Below are 13844 nucleotides of genomic sequence, written 5' to 3'. Positions count from 1 at the left end.
AATAACTGGGGACAACCCTAGCTGGCCCATACCGGCTTCTCTCATCGTCCCGACTGCAGAGTTCACACGGCAATAGGACAAGGGCCCCGTCCTCTTCCGAGGGCGGGGCTCCTTCCTCCACAACTCCCAATGGGATCTGGGCCCTGACTCGGAATTTAGAGCCGGGCTTCCAGGACTAAGTTGAACGGCGTCTGGGTGGCGCGGCGGACTCTCGTGAACCCGCCTTGCATGATGACCTCGCGGAGACGCGCTTCCCCTGCCTGCGCGCCTAAGGCCGGGCCGTGGGAGTGCAGAGACGCCGGCACACAGACCATGGTGGAGGCGGCGTAAAAGACCCGGCCCACTGGATTGAGATTGTCTTCCACTTTGTCACCGGCGAAGGGCTCCACGATCATCCATGTCCCATTGGGAGCCAGGGTCTGCTTCACGTGCTCGGCGGCGCCGACCGGATCGCCCATGTCGTGCAGGCAATCGAAATGGGTGACGAACCCATAGCCGCTTCCCGGATAGTCCGTTGACTGAGCGACCTCGAACGTCAGGTTCGTCAGGCCCGCCTCTTTGGCATGCCGTCTCGCCGCCTCGATAGACGGCTCGTGATAGTCGAAGCCCACGAAGGTGGAGTTGGGATAAGCCTGCGCCATCAGCATGGTGGAAGCGCCGAATCCGCAGCCGACATCCGCCACGCGGATGCCGGTCTTGAGTGTCGCCTCCACGCCGTCGAGCGCGGGAATCCAACTTGAAACGAGGTGGGCCACGTAGTTCGGGCGAAAGAACCGCGCCGTCCCTTCGAACAGTTGATGATCGTGCTCCTCCCACCCCAGCCCCTTGCCGGTCCGGAAGCGCTGCTCGATCTTGGGATTCGCCGCGAAGCCGGCCGCGATGCCTTGGAATGCGCCGGGAAGAAAGTACGGGCTGCCCTCGTCGGCCAGCGCGGCGGCCTGCTCGTTCGGCAGCCTGTAGCGGCCCGTAGGGGGATCGTAGGTCACGTAGCCGCCGGCGGCCTGGTTGCCGAGCCATTCGCGGATGTAGCGCTCCGCCGTCCCGGTCGCGTCGGCCAGTTCGGCCGGCGTCACCGAACCCAACTGCGCCATCGCCTTGTAGAGGCCGAGCTTGTCGCCGAGCAAGACCATGTTGGCGCTCCACGCCGCGCCGATATCGCCGAGCGCTTTCTCCAAAAACTCGTTGAGCTTGTCCTGATCGATCGTCATCGTGTCCTCCTTGTTCAACGCCGGTTCCAATCCAGTGATTCAGACTCGAACGCCGATGACTTCCAAATACTCGCCGTACACCGTCGTGCAATCCGGCCCGGATTGATTGTGCCGAGTCCACCACTCTTCCAGTTCTTTCCGGAGGTGAGCCTGCCCGGCCTGGTCCAGCGACGCGAACGCCCGATTGGTCGGCCCGTAGTAGAGGCGAAAGAACTCGACGACCTCCGAGGGAGGAAACGGATATTCGAAGCGATACTGCCGTCTCGTCAGATTGAGTTCCGAGAGCCCGTGCCCGAGCCGTTGCCGGACGGTCGCCTCGTCGCCCCAGAGGACCGGCGCCGGCATTCCGGACGGCGCGATGAATTTGGAGACGGCTTTGAACATCTGTCCGATGAAGCCCTGCGGCGTCCAATTGGCCATCGCGATCATGCCGCCCGGCACGCAGACACGGAGCAATTCGCGCGCGACGCGATCCGGCTGCGGCGCGAACATCGCGCCGATGAGACTGGTCACGACGTCGAACCGGGCATCCTCGAACGGCAACGCTTCGGCGTCGGCTTCCTCGAAACGCGCCGTCAGCCCTTCCGCGCGGGCCCGGGCCCGCGCCCGCTCCACCAGATTGCCCGCGATGTCCACACCGACCACCTCTGCGCCATCCCGCGCCGCGAGCAAAGCCAACTGGCCCGAGCCGCAGCCGACATCCAGGAGCTTGCAGCCCGGCGCGACATTGAGCCGCTCATAAAATTCCCGCGCGCCGGCCTCCATGTACCGGGAGAATCGGTCGTAGTCCCCGGCCGTCCAAATCGCCTTGAGCCGTGCCTTCACGTCCACACCGTCCGATCCCACTGTCTGCGTCACCATGGCGTGCCTCCCTGATAGGTAAGGTGGTTCACCTTCCGCTCTGACTGCGGTCTGTCTGTACGCGACTGACTATAGGCAAGAAGGCGGGGCGTGTCTTAGCCGAGCGTCTGGCTCTCTTCGCAGGGGAATGCTAAGCTGCCTGTCCGGTTAGCCGGGCGTCCGGCCGTCTTAGCCGACTGTCCGCCCCTCGAAGGAGAGCCTCGCATGGACGTGCTCTCTGAAGTGCTGAAGGCCGTGAAGCTCGACGGCGCCATCTTCTTCAACGGCGAATTCTCTGCGCCCTGGTGCGCGGTCGAGCCCGACTCCTGCACCATGGCGTCCTATCTCTCCGTCCAGTCGAAGCATGTGGTCATTTTCCATCTCGTCACCGAGGGACACGGCTATGTGCGCGTGGAGCACGACGGGACGCCGCTCCCGCTGGCGGCTGGAGACATCGTCATTCTGCCGCACGGCCATGCGCACCGGATGGGCAACGGTCCCGCCGTCGCGCCGATGAACAGTGCGCAGACGCTGTCTCGCGTGCTCTCCGAAGGCCTCAAACTCTCCCGATTCGGCGGCGGCGGGGAACTCACCAAACTCATTTGCGGGTATATGACCTGCGATCCGCAGCTCAGTCGGATGCTCCTGGCCGGGCTTCCGTCGATCGTGAAGATCAATATTCGCGACGACGCCGCCGGTCGATGGCTGGAAGACACGTTGCGCTATTCTGTAGACCACGCCGAGGCCTCCGGCCCGGGCGGCGCGGCGGTTGTCGCGAAATTGTCCGAAGCGCTGTTCGTAGAAACGTTGCGGCGGTACATTGCGGAACTGCCGCCGGCGCAGACCGGCTGGCTCGCCGGCGTGCGGGACCCCGGCGTCGGAAAGGCGCTGGCGCTCCTGCATCAAGAGCCGGCCCGGCCCTGGACCATCGCCACGCTGGCAGGCGAAGTGGGTGTGTCGCGCTCCGTGCTCGCCGAGCGGTTCCGCCATTATCTCTCGGACACGCCGATCGGCTATCTCACGCGCTGGAGGATGCACCTCGCGGCCCAACTGTTGCGATCCACCTCCAAGAGCGTGGCCGAAGTGGCGGGCGACGTGGGATACGAGTCCGAAGCGTCCTTCAACCGTGCGTTCAAGCGAGAATTCCACCTCCCGCCGGCGCGGTTCCGCGCCAACTCACGATCAGGCCGCGCCGGCGCCGCTGTTCAGCGAGCCGTGGACTCCGCCGCATCGAAACTAAGATGAAACCGGTACCCGCAGAACATCGGAATAGGAGCAGTCGGCATGCTGTTCCGGGGACTGTTTCCCATAATGAACATCATAGGCGGAAACAGTTGAGTCGGAGACTCCATTCCATATCAAGGACACGGTGCCGGACGGAGATGCCGCAGCCTGCACCTCGTTCGAGCAAGGACTGCTCGCACCGTTATAGGCGCTGACAGCGAAGTAATAGAGCGCGTGGGGATCTAATCCCATAACGGTGGCTGTTGTGGTTGACGTTGCACCGGTTGAAACGATCTGATCGCCGCCTCCGCTTCCACAGCCGGTCAACGAGCTGAAAAGCAGAACGATCAAGATGGTGATGGCGAACCAACGCTTCGTGAACACCGACCACCTGTTTACAAGTCTGCCGCCCCGGTCATCACGGCACTGCTCTCATGGATGAGCCGGGCTCAAAGAGGGCCTTGACGCCGACTAGATACACCATACCTCCCGTGCCGAAGGCCACTTCGCGCGTCCAGCAGGCTTCCACCAACTTGACGACTCTTCCCTGCTTGCCGGAAGCCGGCAGATGCACTTCGAACACTTGCTGGCTTTCCGGACGGTGGGGGATGAGCAGCAGAAGCCCCTGCGGACTGGTGTTGAGAGTGAGCGCGTAGCCTTCTGTAAATTCGACGGACTCGTGGTCGATGAAATGGGCCAGGTGATACCCGCACGGCTCAATCGTCGGAACACGCGTTCCATCCCTCCGGTCGGGATGTGCCGATTCCTCTCCGGTCGGTGGAATCCTAGAGAAGCTCACACGCGGCCCTGCTGTGACATGTCATGTCCCGTTAATGCAGGTTCTCCGGCCGCAGACGCCGGCTCCGGGCACAGCTCTCTTGGAATCAGGCGACGTCTGTGTCGCCCGGCGGGACAGTATCCTCGGTCCGCTCCATCTCGTCGATGAGGATGACGGCGCGAGGCGGAGCACCGGACGCATGGCCAGGCAGCCCGTACCCGCGGAGAAGGAGCCTGTGTCCGCCTTCGGACACGACCCGATCGACTTGGAATGGTTCTCGGATCTGCGCCCTCAAACGATCGTCGAGGCAGACCCGTATTTCCTCGCACATGTCGATCAAGAGCGACGGCAGCACCAAGCCCGGCGCCTCATTCGCATGATTGATGCACCGGATCAAGTCGCAGGCTCGGCGATTCATGTACTGCAGCTGTCGCCTGTAGGAAAAGACGAGGATACCCGACGCCGGCAGCGGCAAGCCGTGCGTCTCCTGCCATTCGAACGAAGTGGGCGCAGAGTTGACCTCGGCAATTGTGGCCATGGTGTCCTCCTCAGAAGGAATCGACTGAACACACTGGACGGCGAGGGGCCGGCTGGTTCGAGTGGTTCGCGGACAGAAAGCGGAAAGATGACGACGTTCCGTTCATGGCAGGGACCCGGTGGGATACGTCACAGGCTTGAGGGGAATACCGAATGTAAGAAAAAATGGCAATCCCTCGAAAGGGTCATAGAGGCCACCTAATGAGCTACCCGTGGTCCCGATTTGTAGACGTCTCCGCCAGTCAGCATCATGAAGCCGCCTGCTGCTCCGAGAGCAAGCACCTTCTTCATAGCTACCTCCTCGTTATAAGTTTGAACTCGGGCGATCCTCACCTTGCGCGGCTCCACAGTGCCTTGTTAGGGTGGAAATAGCGTGCAATTCCGCAATGTCCACCCCAAGGTTTCTCCGGAAAGGAGCGTCGCCAATGAACAAGACCGTCTCCAACGGAAACGTGGTTTCTTTGGAATACACCGTCAAGCTGGATAACAACGAGGTGATCGATACCAATGTCGGCAAAGAGCCGCTGACTTATACCCAGGGAACCAATCAGATCATCCCCGGCGTCGAGACGGCGGTCGAGGGCATGACCGTCGGACAAGCCAAGCAGGCCGCCGTCCGGCCAGCCCAAGGCTATGGCGAGCGCGACCCTGAGGCATTGCAGGAGGTGCCCAAAGACAAGCTGCCTCCGGAGATCGCCGTAGGCACCCAGCTGCACGGGAAAGACGCCCAGGGCCGCAGTGTCCGGCCCATTGTGTCCGCCATCAATGACGAGACCGTCACGTTGGACTTCAATCATCCATTGGCAGGCAAGACGCTCTACTTCGACCTGAAAGTTCTCAACATCGACTGATCCACGATTGCCGGGCGAAGGGCTGCGGAAGCGACGGACGCGCTGTAGGGCGGCACGAGGCGTGGGCGGGACGCAGACGGCCAATACCAGAAGCCGCTGCGCCTCGTCCGGGCGGAGCAGCAACGCTTCGACATCGCCTATCGCCTCCGACACGTTGACTGTCAGGATCGACGGCGGCGTCATTCTCCCACACGTTCGCGGCCATCAACCTTGACAGGTCCGCGAGCGACACGTAGCCTTCCTCTCGTCGCATGGCTCGTACAGGGGTGGTCATCATCGGCGGAGGGTTTGGCGGCCTGACGGCCGCCCTGTCGCTCCGCGATGCCGACGTGGTGCTGATCGACCGCACCAACCATCACTGCTTTCAACCCCTCCTCTATCAAGTCGCCACCGCCGCCCTCTCACCCGGCGACATCGCCTGGCCCTTTCGCGCCATCTTCCGCGGGCAACGCCATGTCCGTGTGATGATGGAGGAAGTCGTCCGCATCGATCGCGCCAGGCGGGAAGTCCATCTCCACCACGATGGGCCTGTGCCGTTCGACACCCTGATCGTCGCGCCGGGCTCGCGGCACGCCTATTTCGGGCATGACGCCTGGGAGTCCTATGCGCCGGGGCTGAAGACAATCACCGACGCGGTGCACTTGCGCGAGCGCATGCTGTTGGCCTTCGAGGAGGCCGAACGGGAAGGCCATCCCTTGACGTTCGCCATCGTCGGCGGCGGCCCCACCGGCGTGGAGTTGGCGGGCGCGCTGGCCGAGATCGGCCGCAGGGCGCTGGGCCCCGATTTTCCATCCCTGCGGCTGGACGATCTGGCCATCGTGCTCATCGAAGCCGGGCCGCGTATCTTGCCGGCCTTCAGCCCCGATCTCTCCGCGCGCGCCGCGGGCGCGCTGCAGCGCATGGGCGTGACGATCAAGCTCGATACCCCGGTCACGGATATCCGCTCCGATGGGCTGACGATCGGGACGGAATTCGTCCGCACCACCAATATCCTCTGGGCAGCCGGCAACCGAGCGTCGCCCTTGTTGGCCTCGCTCGACGTCCCTCGGGACCAGAGCGGCCGGGTGAAGGTGCTGCCGGATCTGTCGATTCCCGGTGACCCGCACATCTTTGTGATCGGGGACGCGGCCCATTGCGCCGGACCTGAGGGGACGCCCCTTCCCGCCTTGGCGCCCGTCGCCATGCAGCAAGGGCGCTATGTCGCGCGGCTCATCCGCCTCGGCATCCCGCCGGAAAAGCGCCGGCCCTTCGCCTATGCGGATCGCGGCATGCTGAGCACGATCGGGCGCGCGCAAGCCGTCGCGCAGTTGGGACGATTCCGGTTCGCCGGCTTCTTCGCGTGGCTGCTCTGGTGCGGCGTGCACATCTTCTTTCTCATCGGTTTTCGCAACCGGGTGCGCGTCATGCTGGAATGGATGTGGTACTACGTGACGTTCAAACCAGGCGCGAGAGTCATCTACAATCTGGCGCAGCTCTCCGACACGGCCCGCGCCCGCCCGCAACGGTGAGCATCGCATAGGCGCAGTCCCGCTTGCCGACGGCCTTGCCCACAGCCTGCTCCTACGTCTCCATCATTTCCAAGCGAGCATCGAACTCGTGCCCGCAGGCCGTACAACGAATGCAATCCGATTCCACCGTAAACTCGTCGCTCCGAATCCCCATGCCGCCGCAATCCGGGCAGCGGGCAAGGTGGAGTCTCTCATCGCTCACCGTTTCGTATTGCACGCCGCGCAGACAATAGACGGGCTTTCCGTCCAGCGACCAAGGCCGGCCGGCGTTGTCCACCACCGGCAGGACCAGATAGTGGTGGTTCACATAGTCCTCGAGCTCGTGCCGGCTCGCGAAGCCCTCTTTGATCAGCTTGCCGCTGACCGCATCATAGAGTCCGTTGCCCTCTACGACCACTTTCGTCGGTCCCATCGGTTCACCTCCCTGCGCCAGGTATGAGAACGAAGTCGGAAGAAGATGTGCTGGAGAACGGTGCGCGTGGCATGGCACCTCCTCTCTCAATCGGAAGGAGTGGCAATCATAGCTCCATGAAGATCAGCGAGACAAGCTTCGTCGCGCGGGGATGAGCGCGATACTCTCCTCTAAGCCGATCTAAGCCGGCACGACCCGAGTGCCAGATCGCCAAGAGCGCGCGTTCCTAGGTAGCATGTAACTTGCTTCGCTAAATAATGAACGAAGGGCCTGTACTGACGAGATCTCTATATGCACCAGATGATGTGGCGATCGCGTGCTTCCGCTCTGTCGTTCCCCGACCGGATACTGTTCACACTTCTGGCCTGCCTGAGCTGCCTGCTTACGGGAGCAACGGACAACCGGCCGCCCCTCCATACTGACGCACAGTTGGAACGGCCGTTGGAAGAGCGACCTCAGATCTCGGGGCTCGATAATACTCCGGAAGGCGGCATGTTACCGGACGGCCCGGTTCCCGGGGGAACGCTCCCCGGCGGAACGCTCCCTGGTGGAACCGTCCCAGGCGGCACGCTCCCCGGCGGCACCTTGCCCGGCGGCACCGTCCCGGGCGGAACGGTGCCCGGCGGCACGCTCCCCGGCGGAACGGTGCCCGGCGGAACGCTCCCGGACGGCACCTTGCCGGGTGGAACGTTGCCGTGAGCGTGGGCGGAATCAGCGCCCGCTGCCGCCGACGCCCGATCGTTCCAGCGTGCTTTGTGTCTGGCCGGTGCCTCGTTCGCCGATCCCGGCCGGCACTTGCGCCATCCCTTGAAAGCTCCGGCTCTGTTGTCCGCCTTCTGACCGTTTGGTCGAACTGTCCGGTTGGTCGGCGCCCGCCTCGCCGCCAGGTCGTTCGGGGTTGGGGACCATGGTTCCCGAATGGGGGTCGCGTCTCATGCCGGTGGATCCTGAGGTCCCCGGATCGGAGCCAATCGCCGATCCCGAGCGCGCGCTGCCCACGCTTTCTCCGCTTTCCGATTGACGGAGCGTGCCGTCTTGGGCGAGCGCGCTCCCCGCAAGCCCCGCACAAGCGACTCCCGCAACGACCCACGCCACCCCGCCGTGTTTCACCCGTTTCATAGATGGCCCTCCTCTCCTGGCTCCCTCTCGGGGACACACTACTGCCCGGAGCCTGGCTCCATCCCGCCTCCGCTCGATCCACTCTCGCCGGCCTTGGCGATTTTGATCACTTCGTTGTTCGTATCCACCTGGACGCTGACGGTGTCGCCCTTTTGCACGTTCTGTTTTTTCAGCATCTCCGGATCCGAGACATGCAACGTCCACCTCTCCCCCTCTCTGGTCTTGATGCTGAGCGTTTGCTTCCCCGTATCGACGTGTTCCACTGTCGTGCCGGTATAGGTATTGGACGGGTTGGCGGCCCATGCGACGGCTGGAAGCCACAGCCCGATGACGAATGCCATCACACGTTTCATATCCACCTCCTCGTTGATGACTGGGAATGCGCCAAGACCGCGCCTTGGCTCTCTGCCCTCTGAGGGGCAAAGCACTTGCCAGAGAGGGATTCGCGAGAGGGTCCCGCAAACGCCGTACTCCTCACCACATGAATCGCGCGGGCGGTTTCGAGGGGGCGGGGCCGTCCTGACATTTCGTCCATCGACGGACAGTCTGTCCGGTGGGGCTTATGGCGACACAATGGCAAGGGCGGCTCCGACCACGTAGAATGCCCCGGCATGGAGGCGGCTCCACCAGCCGAGCGGTCGCTGCGCCGGATCCCGTCGGGAATCTGGGTACTGGGCCTCGTCAGCCTGCTGATGGACGCCTCCTCGGAGATGATCCACAGCCTGCTGCCGTTGTTCATGGTCACGGTGTTGGGCACCGGCACGATCGCCGTAGGGATTGTCGAAGGACTTGCGGAGTCGTTGGCACTGGTCGTCAAGGTATTTTCCGGCACGCTGAGCGACTATTGGGGCAAGCGCAAGGGACTGACGATCTTCGGCTATGCTCTGGCGGCCTTCACGAAGCCGCTTTTCGCATTGGCTTCCGGCATCGGTCTGATCCTGACCGCGCGCCTGCTCGATCGCATCGGCAAAGGCGTACGGGGGGCGCCGCGGGATGCGCTGATCGCCGACATCGCGCCGCCCGCCATCCGAGGGGCGGCCTTCGGCTTGCGGCAATCGCTCGATACCGTGGGGGCGATCGCCGGCCCTGTCCTTGCCGTCGGATTGATGCTCTTGTGGGATGACGATTTCCGGGCCGTCTTTTGGGTGGCCGTCGTTCCGGCGTTCCTCTCCGTGGCCCTCCTCTCCGTCGGCGTCCGGGAACCGGCGCATCGGCAGGCATCGGCGCGCGCCAACCCCATTCGATGGGAAACGCTCACCCGCCTTCGATCCGCTTATTGGTGGGTGGTAGGGTTCGGGGCCGTCTTCACGCTCGCCCGGTTCAGCGAAGCCTTCCTCGTCCTTCGCGCCCAGGAAGGCGGCATGCCGCTCGCCCTGGTGCCGCTCGTCATGGTGGCGATGAACGTCGTGTACGCCGCATCGGCCTATCCGTTCGGCGCACTGGCCGATCGCATGCGCCACACGACTCTGTTGGCGTTCGGCCTGGCGGTGCTCATCGGAGCCGATCTCGTGCTGGCGGCCCACGATGATTGGAGCGTCGTGCTGGCCGGCATCGGCTTGTGGGGACTCCATATGGGCATGACGCAAGGCTTGCTCGCCACGATGGTCGCCGATACGGTGCCCGCGGATTTACGGGGGACTGCGTTCGGGTTTTTCAACCTGGCCGGCGGTCTGGCGACGTTGGCCGCCAGCGTGCTGGCCGGCTTCCTCTGGGATCGGCTCGGCGCCTCATTCACCTTCTATGCGGGAGCAACCTTTTGCACGCTTGCGCTGCTCGGCCTGCTCGTCTACCGGCGATGGGTTGAACGACCGCTCCCGCGCTCCTAAGCTTCTTCGCAGCGCCCGCCAGACACTCCCGTGAATTGGCCGGCTACTTGTCGTATTGCGAGACGATACGGTCCACTCCGGTCCGCAAAGTTTTTTCCACTCCGCTTCCAAGACCGGCGTGATTTTCTGATCGCATTCTTTGACGCTCTTGACCAGCGAACTTTCGCGTTCTTCTGGATAGAGCCTGAAGGCCTCGCTTCGAACGACTAAGCAGTGCCTCCTACCCTGTGCAAAGCCCCCTTCACGTGTGGCCGTTCCCCATACGGGCTTTCTCGATGACATTCTAGGGACCCTGCGAGGTGCCGCGCGGGATCTGTCGGGATGTGATGGAGCTCGGGAGGATTCGATGCCGCACGATATGGTGTTGCCGCCCACGACCGAGCGCGTGCCGCGGCACACCGACGACGAGGTGAATCAGCGCATCTCGCGACAGATCGAAGCCAATGTCGCATATTTTGCGAGCCACGACCCCCGGCTCCTGGATCTTCGGCTGCAAGAGCTCGACCGGGAATGGGATATTGAACGGGTTCTGGAAGCGAATGCGGCCGCCATCTCGCTGATCGGCGTGGCCCTCACCCGCTTCGTGAGCCGGCGGTGGCTTCTCCTGCCCGCGGCCGTCGCGGTCTTTCTGTTGCAGCACGCCGTGCAGGGCTGGTGTCCGCCCGTCGCGCTGTTTCGCAGGTTGGGTGTGCGGACGCCACGCGAGATCGACGAGGAACGCACCGCGCTGAAGCTGGTGCGGGGGGATCTCCGTTACGCCGCGGGAGACGGGAATTTGCCGGCCAAGACCATTCTCGACGCCGTCCGCGCCTAGCCGGCCTGCACGATGCCCCGGTAATACTCTTCCAGCGCCGGGCGCTGAGCGTGACGCATCACGACGAGTTGCCGCTGATCGAACGTGTTGGCGCAATAGAGATAGAACAGGCGGCCGACCGCGCCCAGCTCCACGTGCAGTTGGCGCCCGTCCGACTCCTGCTTCGTCGTTTCTTCCAGCACGCGCTTGCCCCGCAGTCCCTCCCACACCCGCTGCGCGGACGGCCAGTGATTTTCATAGAGCGGTTCGGCGGCATGGTGCGGGGCCTCCGGGAAGCCGGCTTGGTCGAATGGGGGGCCTGCATCCGGTTCGGGGGATTCCTCCCACGGCAAACCATCCTTTTCTCCCCGTCCCAACAGATACAACGGCCCATCGTCCGCCACTTCCTCGACGAGCCGATAGCGGATCAATTCCGGCTTCTCCAGCTGCATGAATCCACGGGCCGCCAAGGCGCGCTGAAACGGCACCCGTCTCGCCAACAGCCTCGTCTTCTCAAATACGATCAGGCGTCCGTAGGGAGCCAGCCCCGCGCAGAGCTGATCCAATTTGAGACCGATCCCTGTACGGACTTCAAACGCCCGTTGCCGCTGCGCATCGTCGTCGCGCTCGAACGTCGTCCAATCCCTGCTCGGAAGGCCGGGATCCTGTTCCGCTTGCACCAAGGCATGGGTGGCAAGAATCACGTCGTAGGAACCGGAGCAGGGCCCCTGCTCGACATCATGTTGTTCGAAACGCACGTTGCGGAGCCCGCGCGCCGCAGCCGCCTCGTTGGCTCGCACGACCGATTGAGGCGAACGATCGATGCCCACAAACTGTTTCTCGGGAAATTGCGCGGCATAGAAGGTCGTGAGGATCCCGACGCCGCAACCGAAATCGAGCACCGAATGCGCATCGGCAAGCCGCGCGGCAACGAGCGGACCGATCGCGCCGTAGTAGTCGTAGCGCTGGCTATAGAGAGCAGGAAGGATGCGCGGAGCCGCCGTCGCATCGTAGAAAGCCGCCTCGTCGGCCGCCGTGCCTCGACGCTTCAGCTCGACGAGCTCATGCAGCCGATGCAACTCCTGGGTCGACAACATCTCCCGCTGCCACGCGAAATACTCCGCGTCCGACGTAAACCGCTTCAGTCCCCAGGAGGCGAGGTGAATTTTGAGCGGATCCAGGAATGATTGAGCGGGCACGGCGGTTTGGCTTAGAGGATGTTCAAAAAGCCCGACCGCAAGGCCGCAACGAGCGAGGGCCCGAGGCGGACCCTCTGGGGTACGTTGAGGGTCCGAGTGATGCGAGAACGCAGCAGGCGGGCTTTTTCAACATCCTCAAGGTCGTTTGAGCATGATGGCGTCAAAATACGCCTCCGGCACCGGATGCGGCAGCCGCAACTGCCCCGTGCCGAACGCGACATACTTCTCGCACGTCAGCTGCTCCAACCCGATCGGTCCCTTCGCGTGGAGACGCGATCCGCTCAATCCGACGTCGGCCCCGAATCCATAGCTGTCGCCCGCGTTCAATCTGGAGGAGGCGTTGATGAACACCGCGGCCGCATCCACTTCGCGGGTGAATCGCAGGGCCGACTCATACCGCGTCGTCGCGATGACGGCGGTCATGCAGGGACCGTGTTCCACGATGTGGGCGAGGGCCTCGTCCATGTTGGCGACCATCTTGACGGCCAACACCGGCGCTTGAAACTGGGTGCGCCAGTCATGTTCGCCCGCCGCGGTGATGGCCGTATGCCCCGTCATCGCCATCTGGCCCATGAGCGCCATGGTCTTGGGGCAGGCGCGCACTTCGATCTTGAATTCATCGAGCAGACGATTGATCAAGGGCGGCAGAAATTGGCGCGCCACGATCTGCTGCACCAACAACGTATCGAGCGCGTTGCCCGCCGCGGCGAGCTGGGCTTTTGAATTGATGACCACGTTCTGCGCCATGGGAATGTCGGTCTCCGCATCCACGTATATCTGCGTGAGCCCTCCGTCCGACGCCAACACCGGCATCTTGGCCTGTTCCATGACGGCCTTCCGCAGCCCCGCGCCTCCGCGGGGAACGATCGCGTCGAGCACCTTCCCGGAACGCATCAACTCGATGGCGATTTCCTTCTCGGGCCGCTCCACCGCGATCCAGGCGTTCTCAGGCAGACCGCTCGCCTTGGCCGCCGCGCGAAGACTCGCTTCGATCGCCTGATGGGTCAACGTCCATTCGGGCGCGCCCCGAAACACGCAGAGATTGCCCGACTTGAGGCACAGCGCGATCGATTCGACCGTGACGAGCGGCTTCATCTCCGAAATGACGCCGATCACCCCGATGGGAACCCGGACACGGCTTACCTGCAATCCATCCGGCCGTTCCCAGCGCGAGGTCACGGCGCCGACCGGATCGGGCTGATCCGCGATCACACGCAGCCGCTCGACGATGTCTTTCACATCGTCGGCCTTCATGCGCAGGCGGGCGACAGCGGCCTTCATGCGGTCTTTGTTGACGTCGGCCTCATACGATTTGCCGACGGCGTCGACGTCTTTCTGATTCGCCGCGAGGATTTTCTCCTCGTCTTCGCCGATGCGATCCGCCATCGCCCGCAGCGCCTGGTCTTTGACAGGACCCGGAACGAGCGCCAATCCCCGCGCCACATCGCGACAAGGTTTCAACAGCTTATCGAGATAAAGCTTAACCGGAACCTCAGGCATCGGGAATCCTCGTCTTATGGTGAACCGATGAAGAATTGCCTCTCGGGAG

16 protein-coding genes are annotated in these 13844 nt (G+C 63.4%); 6 read left to right on the top strand and 10 right to left on the bottom strand.

Annotation, left to right across the window (positions count from 1 at the left end):
* Positions 1 to 155 precede the first annotated feature (155 nt).
* Both NITMOv2_RS07870 and NITMOv2_RS07865 read right to left on the bottom strand, forming a co-directional pair.
* A complete protein-coding gene (locus NITMOv2_RS07870) occupies positions 156 to 1208 on the bottom strand; it encodes a methyltransferase domain-containing protein (protein WP_053379341.1) in 1053 nt (350 codons plus the stop codon).
* A gap of 39 nt (positions 1209 to 1247) precedes the next feature.
* Positions 1248 to 2069 carry a class I SAM-dependent methyltransferase gene (locus NITMOv2_RS07865; protein ID WP_053379340.1) on the bottom strand — a complete coding sequence of 274 codons (822 nt, stop codon included), beginning with the start codon at positions 2067 to 2069 and terminating at the stop codon, positions 1248 to 1250.
* 204 nt (positions 2070 to 2273) lie between these two features.
* Here NITMOv2_RS07865 and NITMOv2_RS07860 point away from each other — a divergent pair, with 204 nt between their 5' ends.
* Positions 2274 to 3293: an AraC family transcriptional regulator gene (locus tag NITMOv2_RS07860; protein WP_053379339.1), complete on the top strand. Its 1020-nt coding sequence runs from the start codon at positions 2274 to 2276 to the stop codon at positions 3291 to 3293.
* Here NITMOv2_RS07860 and NITMOv2_RS23370 read toward each other — a convergent pair.
* From NITMOv2_RS23370 to NITMOv2_RS07850, 3 genes are all read right to left on the bottom strand, one after another.
* Positions 3285 to 3656, bottom strand: coding sequence for a hypothetical protein (locus NITMOv2_RS23370; RefSeq protein WP_145976219.1), 372 nt, complete (start codon positions 3654 to 3656; stop codon positions 3285 to 3287). The genes NITMOv2_RS07860 and NITMOv2_RS23370 overlap by 9 nt on opposite strands.
* Positions 3657 to 3690: 34 nt before the next feature.
* A complete protein-coding gene (locus tag NITMOv2_RS07855; RefSeq protein ID WP_053379338.1) occupies positions 3691 to 4071 on the bottom strand; it encodes a hypothetical protein in 381 nt (126 codons plus the stop codon).
* An 85-nt stretch (positions 4072 to 4156) separates the two neighbouring features.
* Entirely contained in the window at positions 4157 to 4588 is a 432-nt protein-coding gene (locus NITMOv2_RS07850) for a hypothetical protein (RefSeq protein ID WP_053379337.1), read from the bottom strand.
* Positions 4589 to 5012: 424 nt separating this feature from the next.
* Here NITMOv2_RS07850 and NITMOv2_RS07845 point away from each other — a divergent pair, with 424 nt between their 5' ends.
* Both NITMOv2_RS07845 and NITMOv2_RS07840 read left to right on the top strand, forming a co-directional pair.
* Positions 5013 to 5438 (top strand): FKBP-type peptidyl-prolyl cis-trans isomerase, encoded by a 426-nt coding sequence (locus NITMOv2_RS07845; protein WP_053379336.1) that lies wholly within the window; start codon positions 5013 to 5015, stop codon positions 5436 to 5438.
* A 251-nt stretch (positions 5439 to 5689) separates the two neighbouring features.
* Positions 5690 to 6946: an NAD(P)/FAD-dependent oxidoreductase gene (locus tag NITMOv2_RS07840; RefSeq protein WP_053379335.1), complete on the top strand. Its 1257-nt coding sequence runs from the start codon at positions 5690 to 5692 to the stop codon at positions 6944 to 6946.
* A gap of 52 nt (positions 6947 to 6998) precedes the next feature.
* Here the strand turns inward: NITMOv2_RS07840 and NITMOv2_RS07835 are convergent, their stop codons facing one another.
* On the bottom strand, positions 6999 to 7358 hold the full coding sequence (locus NITMOv2_RS07835) for a hypothetical protein (RefSeq protein WP_053379334.1): 360 nt from the start codon (positions 7356 to 7358) through the stop codon (positions 6999 to 7001).
* Positions 7359 to 7649: 291 nt separating this feature from the next.
* Between NITMOv2_RS07835 and NITMOv2_RS23830 the strand changes: the two genes are divergently transcribed.
* Positions 7650 to 8057: a hypothetical protein gene (locus NITMOv2_RS23830; RefSeq protein ID WP_187299402.1), complete on the top strand. Its 408-nt coding sequence runs from the start codon at positions 7650 to 7652 to the stop codon at positions 8055 to 8057.
* A 12-nt stretch (positions 8058 to 8069) separates the two neighbouring features.
* Here NITMOv2_RS23830 and NITMOv2_RS07825 read toward each other — a convergent pair whose 3' ends face one another.
* Both NITMOv2_RS07825 and NITMOv2_RS07820 read right to left on the bottom strand, forming a co-directional pair.
* Positions 8070 to 8477 (bottom strand): hypothetical protein, encoded by a 408-nt coding sequence (locus tag NITMOv2_RS07825; protein ID WP_053379332.1) that lies wholly within the window; start codon positions 8475 to 8477, stop codon positions 8070 to 8072.
* A 38-nt stretch (positions 8478 to 8515) separates the two neighbouring features.
* The gene (locus NITMOv2_RS07820) at positions 8516 to 8830 is read right to left on the bottom strand and encodes a hypothetical protein (RefSeq protein WP_053379331.1); all 315 of its coding nucleotides are present in this window, start codon (positions 8828 to 8830) and stop codon (positions 8516 to 8518) included.
* A 258-nt stretch (positions 8831 to 9088) separates the two neighbouring features.
* Between NITMOv2_RS07820 and NITMOv2_RS07815 the strand changes: the two genes are divergently transcribed.
* Together NITMOv2_RS07815 and NITMOv2_RS07810 are read left to right on the top strand one after the other, a co-directional pair.
* A complete protein-coding gene (locus tag NITMOv2_RS07815; protein ID WP_053379330.1) occupies positions 9089 to 10303 on the top strand; it encodes an MFS transporter in 1215 nt (404 codons plus the stop codon).
* A 346-nt stretch (positions 10304 to 10649) separates the two neighbouring features.
* A complete protein-coding gene (locus NITMOv2_RS07810; protein ID WP_202967330.1) occupies positions 10650 to 11117 on the top strand; it encodes a YgaP family membrane protein in 468 nt (155 codons plus the stop codon).
* On the opposite strand, the gene NITMOv2_RS07805 is transcribed toward NITMOv2_RS07810, so the two are convergent.
* Together NITMOv2_RS07805 and NITMOv2_RS07800 are read right to left on the bottom strand one after the other, a co-directional pair.
* Positions 11114 to 12295, bottom strand: a complete 1182-nt coding sequence (locus NITMOv2_RS07805) for a class I SAM-dependent methyltransferase (protein ID WP_053379329.1) — start codon at positions 12293 to 12295, stop codon at positions 11114 to 11116. The genes NITMOv2_RS07810 and NITMOv2_RS07805 overlap by 4 nt on opposite strands.
* A gap of 135 nt (positions 12296 to 12430) precedes the next feature.
* Positions 12431 to 13795: a glutamate-5-semialdehyde dehydrogenase gene (locus NITMOv2_RS07800; RefSeq protein WP_053379328.1), complete on the bottom strand. Its 1365-nt coding sequence runs from the start codon at positions 13793 to 13795 to the stop codon at positions 12431 to 12433.
* Positions 13796 to 13844 lie beyond the last annotated feature (49 nt).

Origin of the sequence: Nitrospira moscoviensis (assembly GCF_001273775.1) — a bacterium.
Classification (GTDB): Bacteria; Nitrospirota; Nitrospiria; order Nitrospirales; family Nitrospiraceae; genus Nitrospira_D; species Nitrospira_D moscoviensis.
This window is presented reverse-complemented; position numbering and strand designations above follow the sequence as displayed.

Coding starts and splice junctions, on each gene's coding strand:
- NITMOv2_RS07840 (WP_053379335.1), top strand. CDS start 5,690: ATGGCTCGTACAGGGGTGGTCATCATCGGCGGAGGGTTTGGCGGCCTG.
- NITMOv2_RS07850 (WP_053379337.1), bottom strand. CDS start 4,588: ATGGCCACAATTGCCGAGGTCAACTCTGCGCCCACTTCGTTCGAATGG.
- NITMOv2_RS07835 (WP_053379334.1), bottom strand. CDS start 7,358: ATGGGACCGACGAAAGTGGTCGTAGAGGGCAACGGACTCTATGATGCG.
- NITMOv2_RS07870 (WP_053379341.1), bottom strand. CDS start 1,208: ATGACGATCGATCAGGACAAGCTCAACGAGTTTTTGGAGAAAGCGCTC.
- NITMOv2_RS23830 (WP_187299402.1), top strand. CDS start 7,650: ATGCACCAGATGATGTGGCGATCGCGTGCTTCCGCTCTGTCGTTCCCC.
- NITMOv2_RS07865 (WP_053379340.1), bottom strand. CDS start 2,069: ATGGTGACGCAGACAGTGGGATCGGACGGTGTGGACGTGAAGGCACGG.
- NITMOv2_RS07860 (WP_053379339.1), top strand. CDS start 2,274: ATGGACGTGCTCTCTGAAGTGCTGAAGGCCGTGAAGCTCGACGGCGCC.
- NITMOv2_RS07820 (WP_053379331.1), bottom strand. CDS start 8,830: ATGAAACGTGTGATGGCATTCGTCATCGGGCTGTGGCTTCCAGCCGTC.
- NITMOv2_RS07815 (WP_053379330.1), top strand. CDS start 9,089: ATGGAGGCGGCTCCACCAGCCGAGCGGTCGCTGCGCCGGATCCCGTCG.
- NITMOv2_RS07800 (WP_053379328.1), bottom strand. CDS start 13,795: ATGCCTGAGGTTCCGGTTAAGCTTTATCTCGATAAGCTGTTGAAACCT.
- NITMOv2_RS07825 (WP_053379332.1), bottom strand. CDS start 8,477: ATGAAACGGGTGAAACACGGCGGGGTGGCGTGGGTCGTTGCGGGAGTC.
- NITMOv2_RS07845 (WP_053379336.1), top strand. CDS start 5,013: ATGAACAAGACCGTCTCCAACGGAAACGTGGTTTCTTTGGAATACACC.
- NITMOv2_RS07810 (WP_202967330.1), top strand. CDS start 10,650: ATGCCGCACGATATGGTGTTGCCGCCCACGACCGAGCGCGTGCCGCGG.